At 72.3% G+C, this 13,484-nt stretch carries 10 protein-coding genes; 7 read left to right on the forward strand and 3 right to left on the reverse strand.

Going from position 1 to position 13,484, the window contains the following annotated elements:
* Positions 1–94: 94 nt before the first annotated feature.
* From ACFVS8_RS09220 to ACFVS8_RS09230, 3 genes are read left to right on the forward strand one after another with little or no spacing between them, the layout of a single operon-like run.
* Positions 95–1,459, forward strand: a complete 1,365-nt coding sequence (locus ACFVS8_RS09220; protein WP_387060613.1) for a flavin monoamine oxidase family protein — start codon at positions 95–97, stop codon at positions 1,457–1,459.
* Positions 1,459–2,385: a universal stress protein gene (locus ACFVS8_RS09225; protein WP_387060616.1), complete on the forward strand. Its 927-nt coding sequence runs from the start codon at positions 1,459–1,461 to the stop codon at positions 2,383–2,385. The genes ACFVS8_RS09220 and ACFVS8_RS09225 overlap by 1 nt, the downstream gene beginning before the upstream one ends.
* The gene (locus ACFVS8_RS09230; RefSeq protein WP_387060619.1) at positions 2,382–3,944 is read left to right on the forward strand and encodes an APC family permease; all 1,563 of its coding nucleotides are present in this window, start codon (positions 2,382–2,384) and stop codon (positions 3,942–3,944) included. The genes ACFVS8_RS09225 and ACFVS8_RS09230 overlap by 4 nt, the downstream gene beginning before the upstream one ends.
* 144 nt (positions 3,945–4,088) lie before the next feature.
* Here ACFVS8_RS09230 and ACFVS8_RS09235 read toward each other — a convergent pair whose 3' ends face one another.
* The 3 genes from ACFVS8_RS09235 to ACFVS8_RS09245 form a co-directional block, all read right to left on the reverse strand.
* The gene (locus ACFVS8_RS09235; protein ID WP_387060622.1) at positions 4,089–6,620 is read right to left on the reverse strand and encodes a carboxypeptidase regulatory-like domain-containing protein; all 2,532 of its coding nucleotides are present in this window, start codon (positions 6,618–6,620) and stop codon (positions 4,089–4,091) included.
* Between the two features lie 207 nt (positions 6,621–6,827).
* A complete protein-coding gene (locus tag ACFVS8_RS09240) occupies positions 6,828–8,492 on the reverse strand; it encodes an amidohydrolase (protein WP_387060625.1) in 1,665 nt (554 codons plus the stop codon).
* Positions 8,489–9,811, reverse strand: coding sequence for an MFS transporter (locus ACFVS8_RS09245; RefSeq protein WP_387060627.1), 1,323 nt, complete (start codon positions 9,809–9,811; stop codon positions 8,489–8,491). The genes ACFVS8_RS09240 and ACFVS8_RS09245 overlap by 4 nt, the downstream gene beginning before the upstream one ends.
* Positions 9,812–10,036: 225 nt before the next feature.
* On the opposite strand from ACFVS8_RS09245, the gene ACFVS8_RS09250 reads away from it, so the two are divergent.
* From ACFVS8_RS09250 to ACFVS8_RS09265, 4 genes are all read left to right on the forward strand, one after another.
* Complete coding sequence (locus ACFVS8_RS09250) at positions 10,037–10,663, forward strand: TetR/AcrR family transcriptional regulator (protein ID WP_387060630.1); 627 nt, start codon at positions 10,037–10,039, stop codon at positions 10,661–10,663.
* 184 nt (positions 10,664–10,847) lie between these two features.
* The gene (locus tag ACFVS8_RS09255) at positions 10,848–12,320 is read left to right on the forward strand and encodes a basic amino acid/polyamine antiporter (protein ID WP_387060633.1); all 1,473 of its coding nucleotides are present in this window, start codon (positions 10,848–10,850) and stop codon (positions 12,318–12,320) included.
* Positions 12,321–12,593: 273 nt separating this feature from the next.
* A complete protein-coding gene (locus ACFVS8_RS09260) occupies positions 12,594–13,040 on the forward strand; it encodes a MaoC family dehydratase N-terminal domain-containing protein (RefSeq protein WP_387060636.1) in 447 nt (148 codons plus the stop codon).
* Positions 13,040–13,477 carry a MaoC family dehydratase gene (locus ACFVS8_RS09265; RefSeq protein WP_387060639.1) on the forward strand — a complete coding sequence of 146 codons (438 nt, stop codon included), beginning with the start codon at positions 13,040–13,042 and terminating at the stop codon, positions 13,475–13,477. The genes ACFVS8_RS09260 and ACFVS8_RS09265 overlap by 1 nt, the downstream gene beginning before the upstream one ends.
* Positions 13,478–13,484 lie beyond the last annotated feature (7 nt).

Raw genomic sequence — 13,484 nt, forward strand, 5'->3', positions numbered from 1 at the left:
GATGTCTCGGCGCTGCGCCGCGGCATCCGCTCACCCATTTCTCGAACCACGCGCATCGTGCGCGACCACGCGAACCGGAAGCGGAGCAACAACCATGGAACGCATCGACTGCGACGTCGTCATCGTCGGAGCGGGGGCCTCGGGCCTCACCGCCGCGAACAGGCTGAAGGACGCCGGCAGGACCGTCGTCGTGCTCGAGGCGCGCGACCGCATCGGCGGGCGCCTCTGGACCGACGACATCGACGGCGCGATGCTCGAGATCGGCGGCCAGTGGGTCTCGCCCGACCAGGACGCCCTCATCGAGACGATCGCCGACCTCGGCCTCGATACCTACTCGCGCTACCGCGAGGGCGAGAACGTCTACATCAGCGAGACGGGCGAGCGCCGCCTGTTCGAGGGCGAGATCTTCCCGGTGCCCGCGAAGACCGAGGGCGAGATCCTCGGCCTCATCGAGAAGCTCGACCAGCTCGTCGCCGAGATCGACCCCGACGCGCCCTGGGCGCACCCGCGCGCGAAGGAGCTCGACGAGGTCAGCTTCGCCGAGTGGCTCGGCACCCAGACCGACGACGAGGAGGCGAAGCTCAACATCGGCATGTTCATCGCCGGTGCCATGCTCACCAAGCCCGCGCACGCGTTCTCGGCGCTGCAGGCGCTGCTCATGGCCGCCTCGGCCGGCTCGTTCTCGAACCTCGTCGACGCCGACTTCATCCTCGACAAGCGCGTCGTCGGCGGCCTGCAGCAGGTGCCGCTCGGCCTCGCCGCGAAGCTCGGCGACGCCGTGCGCCTCGGCCAGCCCGTGCGCACCATCCGCTGGACCCCCGAGAACCCGGCCGCCGGCGTCGTCGCCGTGACCGAGTCGCTCGAGGTGCACGCGAAGCACGTGATCGTCGCCGTGCCGCCCGTGCTCATCAGCCGCATCTCGTACGAGCCGCCGCTGCCGCGCCGCCAGCACCAGCTGCACCAGCACCTCTCGATGGGCTTCGTCATCAAGGTGCACGCCGTCTACGAGACCCCGTTCTGGCGTGCCGACGGGCTGAGCGGCACGGCCTTCAGCCCCTACGAGCTCGTGCACGAGGCCTACGACAACTCCAACCACGACGACCCGCGCGGCACGCTCGTCGGCTTCGTCTCCGACGAGGAGGCCGACGGCGTCTTCACGCTCTCGGCCGGGGAGCGGAAGGCGAAGATCCTCGAGTCGATGTCGCACTACTACGGCGAGCAGACGAAGAACCCGGTCGTCTACTACGAGTCCGACTGGGGCTCCGAGGAGTGGACCCGCGGCGCGTACGCGGCGAGCTTCGACATGGGCGGCCTCGCGCGCTACGGCTCCGACCTGCGTGCGCCCGTCGGCCCCATCCACTTCTCGTGCAGCGACATGGCGGGCAAGGGCTACCAGCACGTCGACGGCGCGATCCGCGTGGGCCGCGAGGTCGCGGCGGAGATCCTGGCGGCCGGCTGATGGACGCGGCAGCGTCGTCGCCCGACGTCGCCCGGCGCATCGTCGTCGGCTACACCGCCAACGAGAGCGGCGCCGATGCGCTCGCGCTCGCGACGCGGCTCGCCACGGCGAGCGAGGCGCTGCTCGACGTCGTGATGGTGCTGCCGAGCGAGGCCCGCTCGAGCACCGTGCCCTCCGACGTCGGCTACGAGCGGCACCTCAAGGCGCGCTCGCGCGAGTGGCTGTCCGAGGCGTCGGCCGGGCTCGACGGCGACGTCGCGCAGTCGCTGCACGTGCGCTACGCCGAGTCGTTCGCCGAGGGCCTGATCGCCGCGGCGCACGAGTTCGGCGCGTCGCTCATCGTCGTCGGCGCGGCCCGCGGCGGCATCCTCGGGCGTTCGCGCATCGGGTCGGTCGCCAACGAGCTGCTGCACTCCTCCGACGTGCCGGTCGCGCTCGCGCCCTCCGGTTCCCGCGAGCTCGCGGCATCCGTCGGCGTCACCCGCATCACCGCGGCCCTCGGCACGCGACCGGGCGCGGGCGTGCTGCTCGACGCCGCCGTGCGCCTCACGAAGTCGCTTCGCGCGCCGCTCCGCCTGCTCTCGCTCGTGCCGATCGACCTGCCCGCCGGCATGGACGAGGGCCTCGCCGAGCTCACGAGCGAGGCGCACGCCGACGAGGTGCTCGCGGCGGCGAGGCAGGCGCTGCCCGCCGGCACCAGGGCGACCGCCGAGGTCGCGACCGGCGACACGATCGAGGAGGCCGTGCGCAGCCTCGACTGGCACGAGGGGGAGCTCGTGCTCGTCGCCTCGAGCCGGCTCGCGAAGCCGAGCCACCTGTTCCTCGGTTCGACGGCATCGAAGATGCTTCGCGAACTCCCGGTGCCGATGATCGTGGTGCCGCGCTCCACCGGGCCCCGCGCCCACGCTCCGAAGGCCGCATCATGACCAACCACTCCTCAGAGCCCGCCTCGGGCGCGCCCCTGACGTCGGCGACCGCCGTCGACGCGCCCGAGCAGGGCGGCATCTCGAAGAAGGGCCTGTCGGCCGGATCGGTCGGCCTCATCGGCGCGATCGTCATCGGCATCAGCTGCATCGCCCCCGCCTACACGCTGACCGCCGCGCTCGGCCCGACCGTGTCGGAGGTGGGCGTGCAGGTGCCGGCCATCATCCTCGTCGGGTTCATCCCGATGCTGCTCGTCGCGCTCGGCTATCGCGAGCTCAACAAGCGGATGCCCGATTCCGGCACGTCGTTCACGTGGGCGACGCGAGCGTTCGGCCCGTGGGTGGGCTGGATGGCGGGGTGGGGCCTGATCGCGGCGACGATCCTCGTGCTCTCGAACCTCGCGGGCATCGCCGTGGACTTCCTGTTCCTGCTGATCTCGCAGATCTCGGGCAACCCCGACATCGCCGCGCTCTCGACGAACCCCTTCATCAACGTCGCCGTGTGCCTGCTCTTCATGCTGGGCGCGACGTGGATCTCGTACCGCGACATGCAGACCACCCAGAAGCTGCAGTACTGGCTCGTCGGGTTCCAGGTCGCCGTGCTCGTGCTGTTCTCGGTCGCGGCCCTCGTCGAGGTCGCGAACGGCAACGCCTTCGACGCGACGCCCATCGAGCTGTCGTGGTTCAACCCGTTCGCCGTCGACTCGTTCTCGGCCTTCGCCGCCGGCCTGTCGCTCTCGATCTTCATCTTCTGGGGCTGGGACGTCACGCTCACGATGAACGAGGAGACCAAGGGCTCCGACAAGACCCCTGGCCGCGCGGCGACCATCACGGTCGTCACGATCGTGGTGCTCTACCTGCTCATCTCGGTCTCGCTCATCGCCTTCGCGGGCGTCGGCACCGGCGAGTACGGCCTCGGCAACGAGGACATCCAGGACAACGTCTTCTTCCACCTCGCAGGGCCGATCCTCGGACCGCTCGCGGTGCTCGTCTCGCTCGCCGTGCTCACCAGCTCGGCGTCGAGCCTGCAGTCGACGTTCGTCTCGCCCGCCCGCACGCTGCTCGCCATGGGCCACTACGGGGCGCTGCCCGAGAAGTTCGCGAGCGTCAGCCCGCGCTTCTTCACACCGGGCTACGCGACCGTCGTCTCGGCCATCGTCGCCTCGGTGTTCTACACCGTGATGCGCCTGCTCAGCGAGAACGTGCTGTGGGACACCATCACCGCACTCGGCATGATGATCTGCTTCTACTACGGCATCACGGCGTTCGCGTGCGTGTGGTTCTTCCGCAAGGTGTGGTGGAAGTCTGTGCGGAACGTCATCTACACGCTCCTCGCCCCGCTCATCGGCGGCGTGATCCTCGCGGTGCTGTTCTTCACCACGCTCATCGACTCGATGGACCCCGAGTACGGCAGCGGGTCGAACATCGGCGGCGTCGGGCTCGTGTTCGTGCTCGGCATGGTCGTGCTCGTCGGCGGTGTCGTCGTGATGCTCTGGCAGTGGCGCAAGCGTCCGGCGTTCTTCCGCGGCGAGACGCTGTCGCGGGCGGTCGCCGACCAGTAGGTCGTCGGCAGACGCCGGCGGCTGCGGCCGGCGACGTCGTCGGCATCCGCCGCCGGCGTCTGCGGACAGACGCGAAGCCCCCTCCCGCGACACCGGGAGGGGGCTTCGTGCTGTCGGCGAGTGCGTCTGCCGTCTGCGCCTGCGTCAGTCCGCCAGTGCGTCCCACCGCTTGAGGAAGGTCGCGAGCTCCTCGCGCGTCACGGTCGCGGTCGGGCGGAAACTGCCTGTCACGCCCGTGATGCGCTCGGCCGCGAACCACTCGATCGACGTGAAGTACGTCGAGCCCTTCGGCACGTCGGTGAAGGTCGCCTTCGCCGGCGCGGTGAAGGCCGCGTCGGCCGCGCGGTACAGGAACGCGGCGGCCTCCTGGCGCTTGAGCGCCGCGTTCGGGCCGAACGTCCCGGTCGCCGCGGTGATGCCCTCGAGCTTCATCCACTCGATCGCAGCGTAGGCCGCGTGGTCGGCGGGCACGTCGCGGAACGTCGGCTTCGCGGGCAGCGCGAACTCGGGCGACCCGGCGAGCCGGTAGAGCGCGACGGCGAGCGTCGCGCGGGTCGCGGCGGTCTTCGCGTCGAAGCGCACGATGCCGTCGTCGCCCCGCACGCCGTCGATGACGCCCTCGGCTCCGGCCCAGCGCACGTTGGCGGTGTGGCCGCCCGTGCCCGTGACGTCGGCGAAGCGGGGGAGCAGTGCAGCGGTCGGCTCGGAGGTCGCGGTGAGCGCCGCCTCGCCCGGGCGGATGCCGGTGACCTCGACGCTGATCGCCGCGCCGGACTCGGCGTCGGCCGGGGTGTACTCGGCGGCAGTGGCGCCCTCGACGGCCTCGCCGTCGGCGAGCCAGCGGTACGAGAGCGCCGCGTCGGCGCCCCAGTCGCCCGCGTCGGCGGTGAGCGCCTGGTCGACCTGGGCGACGCCCGCGATCGTGGGCACGGGAGCGGGCTCCGGCTCGGGCTCGGCAGAGGTGCGGGTCATCACGGCGGAGACGCCCTCGAAGGTGCCGCCGTTCGGCGCCTCGAGCACGGTCGCCTCGGCCTGCGTCGCGGCGTTCTGCCAGTACTGGGTGACGTAGGGCTGCTCCGTCGAGACGCCGCGGTCCTCGAACCTCACGACGTAGTTCCCGGGCGGCATGCCGCCGGCGGCGTAGGAGATGTCGTCGCCGGCACCGCCGTGGGCCGGCGGTTCGACCCAGTTGCCGGGCGTGCGCTCGTAGAGGATCACGAGGCGGGCATCGGGCGCCGCGCCGCCGTGCTCGTCGGTGATCGTGCCGCGGATCGAGACGCCGGGGCGGGTCTCGACGTCGACGTCGCCGGACTCGGTCGAGGCGGTCACGGCGACGGCCGTGGCATCCTCGGGGTAGTAGCCGCCGCCGAAGTAGGTCGACGCCCACTGCGCGCTCGACGAGCCGTACGTGAGCACCGTGTACTCGCCGGGCGCGAGGCCCGAGACCCGGTAGGCGCCGTCGGCGTCGGAACGGGCGGAGGTCACGCGCTCCCATTCACCTGCGGGGTTCTCGCGGAGCACGTCGAAGTAGCCCGATGCCGAGGGCACGGCGTCGCCGTCGGGGTTCTCGGTGAGCACGCCCGAGAGCGAACCGCCGGCCGTGAGCTCGGCGTCGATGTCGGCGACGACGTCGCCGGGTGCGACCGTGAGCGCGGTCGCCGACGTGCGGTCGGCGACGCCCTGCCAGTACTGCTGGCCGAGGTCTCCGTCGAAGTCGGAGAAGCTCACGACGTAGTCGGCCTGCTCGAGGCCCGCGAGGCGGTAGGTGCCGTCGGCCGCCGTCGTGGCGGTCACGGTCTCGACCCACCGGTCGGACGTGCCGGCGGAGGACGCCGACACCTCGACGCCCTCGACGGGGGCACCGTCGGAGGTGACCGTGCCCTCGATCGCGGCGCCGGCGTTCAGCACGAAGTCGGCGGTGAAGGCCGCGGCGCTCGCGAGGTCGACGCGCGTCGCAGCGTCGGACGTGTAGACGTCCTGCCAGTACTCGTCGACGAGGTCGGTCTCGGCGCCCCAGCCGGGCCCGGCCTTCAGCACGTACTTTCCGGCCGGCAGGCCGGTGATCGAGTAGGTGCCGTCGGCTGCCACCGACGCGCCGCCGCGGGTGCTGTTCAGGTCGTTCGAGAGGTAGGCGTAGACGTAGCCGCCGGCCACGGGCGCACCCGCGTCATCGACGACGGTGCCCGAGACGGTCGCGCCGACCTCGAGCGAGGGCGCGATCGACGCGGCACCGCCCGCCACGACCTCGATGTCGGTCGCGGCCTCGAGTGCCTCGACCCCGTCCCAGTACTCGCGCACGTACTGCGCGGTCTCGGCCTGCGGGGCGATCGACGCGCGGTACGTGCCGGGCACGAGCCCGTCGATGCCGAACATGCCGTCGGCGCCGGTCTTGGCGCTCTGCCCTTCGCCCCACAGCAGCGTCCAGCAGTCCGCCTGCACGGTGGGGTCGAATTCGGGGTCGCAGTGGAACAGCTGCACGAACACCCCCTGCAGGGGTGCGCCGGCCTCGCCGGTCACGACGCCCGTGATCGAGCCCGTGTCGGCGGCCGCTCCCGCGGCATTCGCGGCCGGCGTGCCGACGGCCGCGAGGCCGACGGTCATCGCGAGGGCGGCGAGCCCTCCGAGGAGTCCACGACCCGTGCGTCGCGGAGGTCGTGCAAGTTCTGGGGAGTTCATGGATGCCTTCCGTCGTCGTTGCCTGCGCGTTCCACGCTAGGCAGCGACCGCCGCCCCGACCATGGGCAGCGCTCCCCGTGCCGCGCCGGCCCCGCATCGTTCGGTCATCCGTGGTCGTTCCGAAGGCGCGGATGCGACCAGGAGCGACCGAACGATGCGCCCGACAGCGCCCGACAGTGCCCGACAGCGCCCGACGCTCAGGCGGCGTCAGGCGGCGTCGACGTCTTCGACGACGCTCGCCGGCGCCTCGAACACGATCGCCCCCGCGACGACGGTCTGCACGACCTTCGCCGTGAGCAGCGACTCGTCGCCCTCGGCGAACGGGTCGACGTCGAGCACCGCGAAGTCCGCCGCGAGCCCGGTCGCGAGGCGACCGCGGTCGTCGCCGTCGCCGCACGAGGCGGCTGCGTCGCGGGTCGCGTGCCCGATGGCCTCGGCGAGGGGCAGTGCGAATCCGGGCAGTGCGGGCGGGTACGACGGGTCGAGCGCCGACCTCCTCGTCGCGGCGACGTACATGTTGTGCAGCGCCTCGTGGGGTGCGGTTGGCGCGTCGGTCGAGAAGGCGAGGAGCGCGCCCGCCTCGCGGTACTCGGGCCACGCGAACGCCCGCTCCACGCGCTCGTCGCCGAGCATCGCGACCCAGTTGTCGAAGATCGCGGGGTCGGCGTGCACGGGCTGCATCGACGCGGTGACGCCGAGGCGCGACATCCGCTCGGCCGTTCCGGGCGCCGCGTACTCGAGGTGCTCGATGCGGTGGCGGCGGGGCAGGTCGCCGTTCACGGCGTGCGCGTGCTCGATCGCGTCGAGCGCGATCTCCGACGCGTAGTCGCCGATCGCGTGCTGGGCGACCTGGAGCCCGGCGGCGTCGGCCGCCGCGACCACGGGCTTCAGCGCGTCGAGCGGCCAGATCGGCTCGGCGTTCGACCCGTTCGCGTACGGATGCCGCATGGCGGCCGTGCACGCGTCGATCACGCCGTCGAGCACGAGCTTGATGCCCACGATGCGCAGCCAGGGCGCTTCGGGCGCGGCGGCCGTCTCGGCGGCGAGCGATGCGGCGTGCGCGACCTGCGCGAGGTTCTGCTCGGCATCGCCGGTGTTGGCTACGAACCAGTGGGCCGCGACGCGGATCGGCAGCGAGCCGCCCCGGCGCTCGATCGCCCGTCGGAACGCCGCGAGCCCGAGCTCGTCGAACGCCATGTCGACCACGCCCGTGACGCCGGTGGCGAGGTAGGCCTCGATCGTGCGCTCGACGGCCGCGTCGCGGTCGGCGTCGGTGGTCTCCGCTGCGAGGTGCTCCCAGACGAACTGCTGGGCCGCCGTCTCGTAGAGCATGCCGTCGGGCTCGCCGTCGGCGTCGCGGCTGATGCGCCCGCCGATGGGGTCGGGGGTGTCGCGCGTGATGCCGAGCTCGGCGAGCGCCGCGGAGTTGACCCAGCAGGAGTGGTAGTCGTTGGCGTCGAGGTACACAGGCACGTCGGCGACGGCGGCGTCGAGCATGGCGGCGGTCGGGGCCCCGCCAGGCACCGAGTCGAACAGCCAGCCCCGGCCGAGCACGCGCGGAGCCTCGGGTGCGGCGGCGCGCGCGGCCCGGAGCCGCGCCCGGATCTCGTCGAGCGTGCGCGCGTCGGTGAGGCCCACGCGTCCGAGGGCGTCGCCCATCATGACGAGGTGCGTGTGCGCGTCGGTGAAGCCGGGGAGCACCAGCCGCCCGCCGAGGTCGACGATCTCGGCGTCGGGCCCAGCCGCGCCGAGCGCCCCGTCGAGCGTGCCGACGAAGGCGAGCCAGTCGTCGTCGACGACGATCGCCTCGGCCCAGGGCTCGGCCGGCTCGGCGGTGAAGACACGGGCGTTGCGGTAGACCGTGCCGGTCATGCGCGGACCTCCTCGGGGTCGGTGGTGGCGGCGGGCGCAGCGGCGGTCGCCACTCCGGCCGCGGCGTGCTCGGCCCGTTCGTGCAGGGTCGACACGTGCGCGGCGAAGGCGGCGGGCACGGCGAGCACGAAGCTCGCGATGCCGAGCACGATCGCGAAGCCCTGGTAGCCGAAGACCTCGACGAGTGCGGCGCCGATGACGGGCGTGAGCGCCGAACCCACGAGGTAGACGGCGAGCAGCGGACCCGACCAGCGACCGTCGACGTCGAGCGCGGCCGAGGTCGAGACGAAGTACATGAACGCGATGGCGTAGATCGTGTTCCAGGCGATGAAGACGACGATGAACATGGTCGGGTCGGCGACATATCCCTCGACGATCTTGAGCGCGCCGCCGAGCACGAGCAGCACGACGAGTGGCACGGCGCGGCCGAGTCGGTTGCCGACGACCATGAGCAGGATCGAGCCGACCAGGCCGCCGGCGGTGGCGCCGCTCAGGGCCAGGCCGAGCCCCTCGGGGGTGAGTGCGGCCTGCTCGGCGCCCATGACGCCGGCCATGGCCCAGAGCGAGTCCTCGCTCACGGCCCAGAGGGCGAACGTCGCGAGCAGCACGAAGCCCGCGATGGTCGTGAGACGGTCGCGCGAGCCGGAGCGGGCGGATGCCGCGGCGCGGGCCTCGAGCGCCGGCACGGCGGCGGTCTCGGGCACCTCGAGCGGCACGGCCTCGGCGACGGCGGCCGCGGCGTTCGGGTCGGCGACGGGGGCCGCGGGCAGCCAGCCGCTCACGAGCAGCGCGACCACCGCGAAGATCGCGAGCGCGCCGAACACGTCGATGGGTGCGAGGCCGATGAGCGGCACGACGGCGAGGATCACGGTCACGATCGCGCGGTTGGCGAGGCCGTTGAAGCCGGCGACCCGGTCGGGGTTGGTGAAGGCGGCGATCGCGGCGCCAGAGGCGGCGACCGCGCCGCCCGCGCCGACGCCGCCGAGCAGCAGGCCGATGACGACGACGCCGGGTGCGGGGATGAGCGCGGCCGCGCCGAAGCCGAGCACGGCGAGCGCGAGGCCCGCACGGGCGACGAGCAGGCGGCGGGGGCCGGCGCAGAGCGGGGCGATCGCGAGGCCGGTGATCGCGGTGGCGAGCAGGGCGCCGGTGACGATCCAGCTCGCGGTGAGCACGTCGCTGCCGAGGGCGCCCTGCAGTGCGGTGATCATGTACGGCGAGAGGTTGACGCCGAGGTATCCGGCGATGCCGATGGTGAACGTGGCGGTCGCGGTGGGCAGGCGCAGGGGAACGCGCGCGCCGAGGTCGAGAGCGGTCATGGGGTTCTCCGATGGGGGAGGGGGCACGTCGTCGGGCCCGAACGGGACAGGGGGCGTCGAAGGGTTCGCCGGGGTGTCGACGGCTTCAACGAATGGTGTTCGTTTATTATGCACATCGAGGTGCGGTCGGGGAAGGGGGATACCCTGATCCGGGACATTCGGCACCCGACCGACCCGCGACATCCGCTCGCCGGAGCCCCGCGACATCCGATGGAGGAGGCGAACATGGCCAGGCCCAAGGTGCCGCTGCTCTCGGTCGATCGCATCGCTGATGCCGCCCTCGAACTCGTCGACTCGGGCGAGCCGTTCGGCGTCAACGCGCTCGCACGCAGGCTCGGCGTCACGGCCTCGTCGCTCTACAACCACGTCGACGGGCGCGACGGCATCATCGAGCTCATGCGCGGCCGCATCGCCCGTGAGGCGGGCACCGCCGACGACGTCCTCACCGACCTCGCCCGGCCCTGGCACGAGGCCGTCGCGGAGACGATGCGCGCACAGCGTCGCATGTACGCCGAGCACCCCAACCTCGTGCCGCTCATCGTCGGCAAGACGATCACCGACCCCTACGTCATCGCGAGCTACGACCAGCTCGCCACCCGCCTGCGCCTGGCCGGGTTCCCCGACCGGGAGGTGCTCGGCATCGTCGCCATCCTCGACGCCTTCGCGATCGGCATGGGCCTCGACCTCGCCTCGCCCGACGACGTCTGGCAGCCGGGCGAGCAGACCGAGACGCTCGGCCGTCTGCTCCACGACGCACCGCACGGCGTCGAGCGCTCCGACGCCGCGTTCGAGCTCGGACTCGAGCTCACGATCGACTCCCTGCGCGGACGCCTCGCCCGCCACACCGACTGACCAGCGCCGCGGCATCCGCTCGTGACGCCCGCCCGCGGCATCCGCTCGTGACGCCCTTTCACCGGGCCACGCCTCTCGCAGTGGCCCCGTGAACCGCCGCCCAGCGGCAGAACGTCGTCGCAGCGTGCCGCCCGCGGTGTAGCGTCGGCGCAGGGGATCCGCGCGACGCGCGAAGGGGGATGCCGTGACCGGCACGAACACGGGTGCGAACGCGAACGCGAACGCGCAGCCGATGACGGTGCACCTCGGCGTCGGCAGCCTGACCGCGGTCGTCGTCGGCTCGATGGTCGGCGCAGGCGTGTTCTCGCTGCCGGGCCAGTTCGCCGCGAACACGGGCGTCGTCGGCGCGCTCATCGCGTGGACCATCGCCGGCACGGGCATGCTCATGCTCGCCTTCGCGTTCCAGGCGCTCGCGAACCGCAAGCCGCACCTCGACGCGGGCGTGTACTCGTACGCGAAGACGGGGTTCGGCGACCTGCTCGGCTTCTTCTCGGCGTTCGGCTACTGGGCGAGCGCGTGCGTCGGCAACGTCACGTACTGGGTGCTCATCATGTCGACGCTCGGGGCGTGGCTGCCCGCGCTCGGCGACGGCGACACCGTGGTCGCGATGCTGGGCGCGACCGCGGGACTCTGGGTGACGTTCCTGCTCGTGCGCCGTGGCGTGCGGGAGGCGGCCGCCGTGAACCGCATCGTCACGGTCGCCAAGCTCGTGCCGATCGTCGTGTTCATCGTCATCTCGCTGACCGTGCTCGACCCCGAGGTGTTCGCCGCGAACCTGCTCGGCGGCGCCGACGCGGGCCCGCTCTTCGACCAGGTGCGCGGCACCATGCTCGTCACGGTCTTCGCGTTCCTCGGCGTCGAGGGCGCGAGCGTGTACTCCCGGCACGCGAGACGGCGGGCGGATGTCGGCAGGGCCACCGTGCTCGGCTTCCTCTCGGTGCTCGCGGTCTTCGCGTCGGTCACGATCGTGTCGTACGGCGTGCTGCCGGCCGACGAGATCGCAGCGCTCCGCGAGCCGTCGATGGCCGGCGTGCTCGAGGCGGCCGTCGGCGGATGGGGCGCCGTGCTCGTCAGCGTGGGACTCATCGTCGCGGTGCTCGGCGCCTACCTCGCCTGGACCCTCATGGCCGCCGAGGTCGTCTTCACGGCCGCGCGCGACGGCGACTTCCCCCGCGTCTTCGCGACCATGAGCTCGCGCGACGTGCCGACGACCGCCCTGCTCTGGTCGACGATCTTCGCCCAGGCCGTGCTCGTCGTCTCGTCCTTCTCGGCCGACGCGTTCGGCTTCGCGCTCGACCTCACAAGCGCCCTCGCCCTCGTGCCGCTCCTGTTCGCGGCGGGCTTCCTGCTGAAGATCGCGATCCGTCGCGACGGGTACGGAACGGATGCCGCGGCGCGCCGCTCGCGCAACGCCGAACTCGTGATCGGGGTGCTCGCCACGGCCTACGTGGTCTTCCTGCTGCTCGGCGCCGGCCTCGAGCTGCTGCTCATCTCGCTCATCGTGCAGGCGCCCGCGACCGTGCTCTACTTCGTGGCCCGCCGCGAGAACGGGCGCCCGCGCATCTCGGGCGCCGCCGACTTCGTCGTGCTCGGCGTCGCCTTCGGTGGAGCCGTCGTCGCGATCTTCGGCCTCACCTGGGGCTGGCTCGCCATCTGAGGCGAGCGCCCGGGCACGCCGCTCCGCATCCGAACCAGATGACACAACTTGCCGCCTCGAGCGATCCCGATGCGGCAAGTTCTGGCATTTCGGCGCCCCGGAGGCAGGCCCACGCACGGCAGACGCCCGGCCGCGGCATCCGCTCGCCCGATCCCGGAAGCAGCCGAACGGTCGCAGATGGCGACTTCGAGGTGCGGGATGTCGCCATCTGCGACCGTTCGGCGAGATGAATCGGCTCGAGGGGCTGCCGCCGCGCCCGAATAGACTGTCGGGGTGCCAGTGAACCCCGAGCTGCAGGGGCGGGTCTTCCCGCCGGCCGAGCCGTACCTCGTCGGTCGCGAGAAGGTGCGCGAGTTCGCGCGCGCCGTCTTCGCGACGCATCCGATCAACCTCGACCCCGCTGCGGCGCAGGCCGCGGGCTACTCCGACGTCGTCGCGCCGCCCACGTTCGCGGTGGTCGTGCAGGAGCACACGCTCGCGCAGCTGCTCGCCGAGCCCGACGCCGGCATCGACTTCTCGCGCGTCGTGCACGGCGACCAGCGCTTCACGTCGACGCGGCCCATCGTCGCTGGTGACCTGCTCACCGCGCAGCTCACGGTCGCGAGCGTCAAGACGCTCGGCGCCCACTCGATGGTCACCGCCGAGACGACCGTGACCGATGCCGTGGGCGAGCACGTGGTGACCGCGATCTCGACGCTCGTGGTGCGAGGCGACGAGTGATGGCCGCCGCAGTGACGACCCCCGTCTTCGAAGACCTCACCGTGGGCGACGTCGTGGCCGAGCGCTCGTTCGACCTCGCGCGCGACTCGCTCGTGCGCTACGCCGGCGCGTCGGGCGACTTCAACCCCATCCACTACCGCGACGACGTCGCCGCCTCGGTCGGTCTGCCCGGCGTGCTCGCGCACGGCATGCTCACCATGGGTCTCGCGGTGCAGCCCGTCGTCGACTGGGCGGGCGACCCCGGCCGCGTGGTCGACTACCAGGTGCGCTTCACGCGACCGGTGGTCGTCGACCCCGAGACCGGCGCCGTCGTGACCGTGAGCGCGAAGGTCGGCCAGCTCGACGCCGAGGCGCGCACGGCCCGCGTCGATCTCACCGTCTCGTACGACGGCGCGACCGTGCTCGGCAAGGCGCAGGTGCGCGTCGTCCTCGGCTGACGTGACC

This window comes from Agromyces sp. NPDC058110 (assembly GCF_042884735.1).
In the GTDB taxonomy this organism is placed as follows: domain Bacteria; phylum Actinomycetota; class Actinomycetes; order Actinomycetales; family Microbacteriaceae; genus Agromyces.

Coding starts and splice junctions, on each gene's coding strand:
- ACFVS8_RS09245 (WP_387060627.1), bottom strand. CDS start 9,811: ATGACCGCTCTCGACCTCGGCGCGCGCGTTCCCCTGCGCCTGCCCACC.
- ACFVS8_RS09265 (WP_387060639.1), top strand. CDS start 13,040: ATGGCCGCCGCAGTGACGACCCCCGTCTTCGAAGACCTCACCGTGGGC.
- ACFVS8_RS09220 (WP_387060613.1), top strand. CDS start 95: ATGGAACGCATCGACTGCGACGTCGTCATCGTCGGAGCGGGGGCCTCG.
- ACFVS8_RS09230 (WP_387060619.1), top strand. CDS start 2,382: ATGACCAACCACTCCTCAGAGCCCGCCTCGGGCGCGCCCCTGACGTCG.
- ACFVS8_RS09240 (WP_387060625.1), bottom strand. CDS start 8,492: ATGACCGGCACGGTCTACCGCAACGCCCGTGTCTTCACCGCCGAGCCG.
- ACFVS8_RS09250 (WP_387060630.1), top strand. CDS start 10,037: ATGGCCAGGCCCAAGGTGCCGCTGCTCTCGGTCGATCGCATCGCTGAT.
- ACFVS8_RS09225 (WP_387060616.1), top strand. CDS start 1,459: ATGGACGCGGCAGCGTCGTCGCCCGACGTCGCCCGGCGCATCGTCGTC.
- ACFVS8_RS09235 (WP_387060622.1), bottom strand. CDS start 6,620: ATGAACTCCCCAGAACTTGCACGACCTCCGCGACGCACGGGTCGTGGA.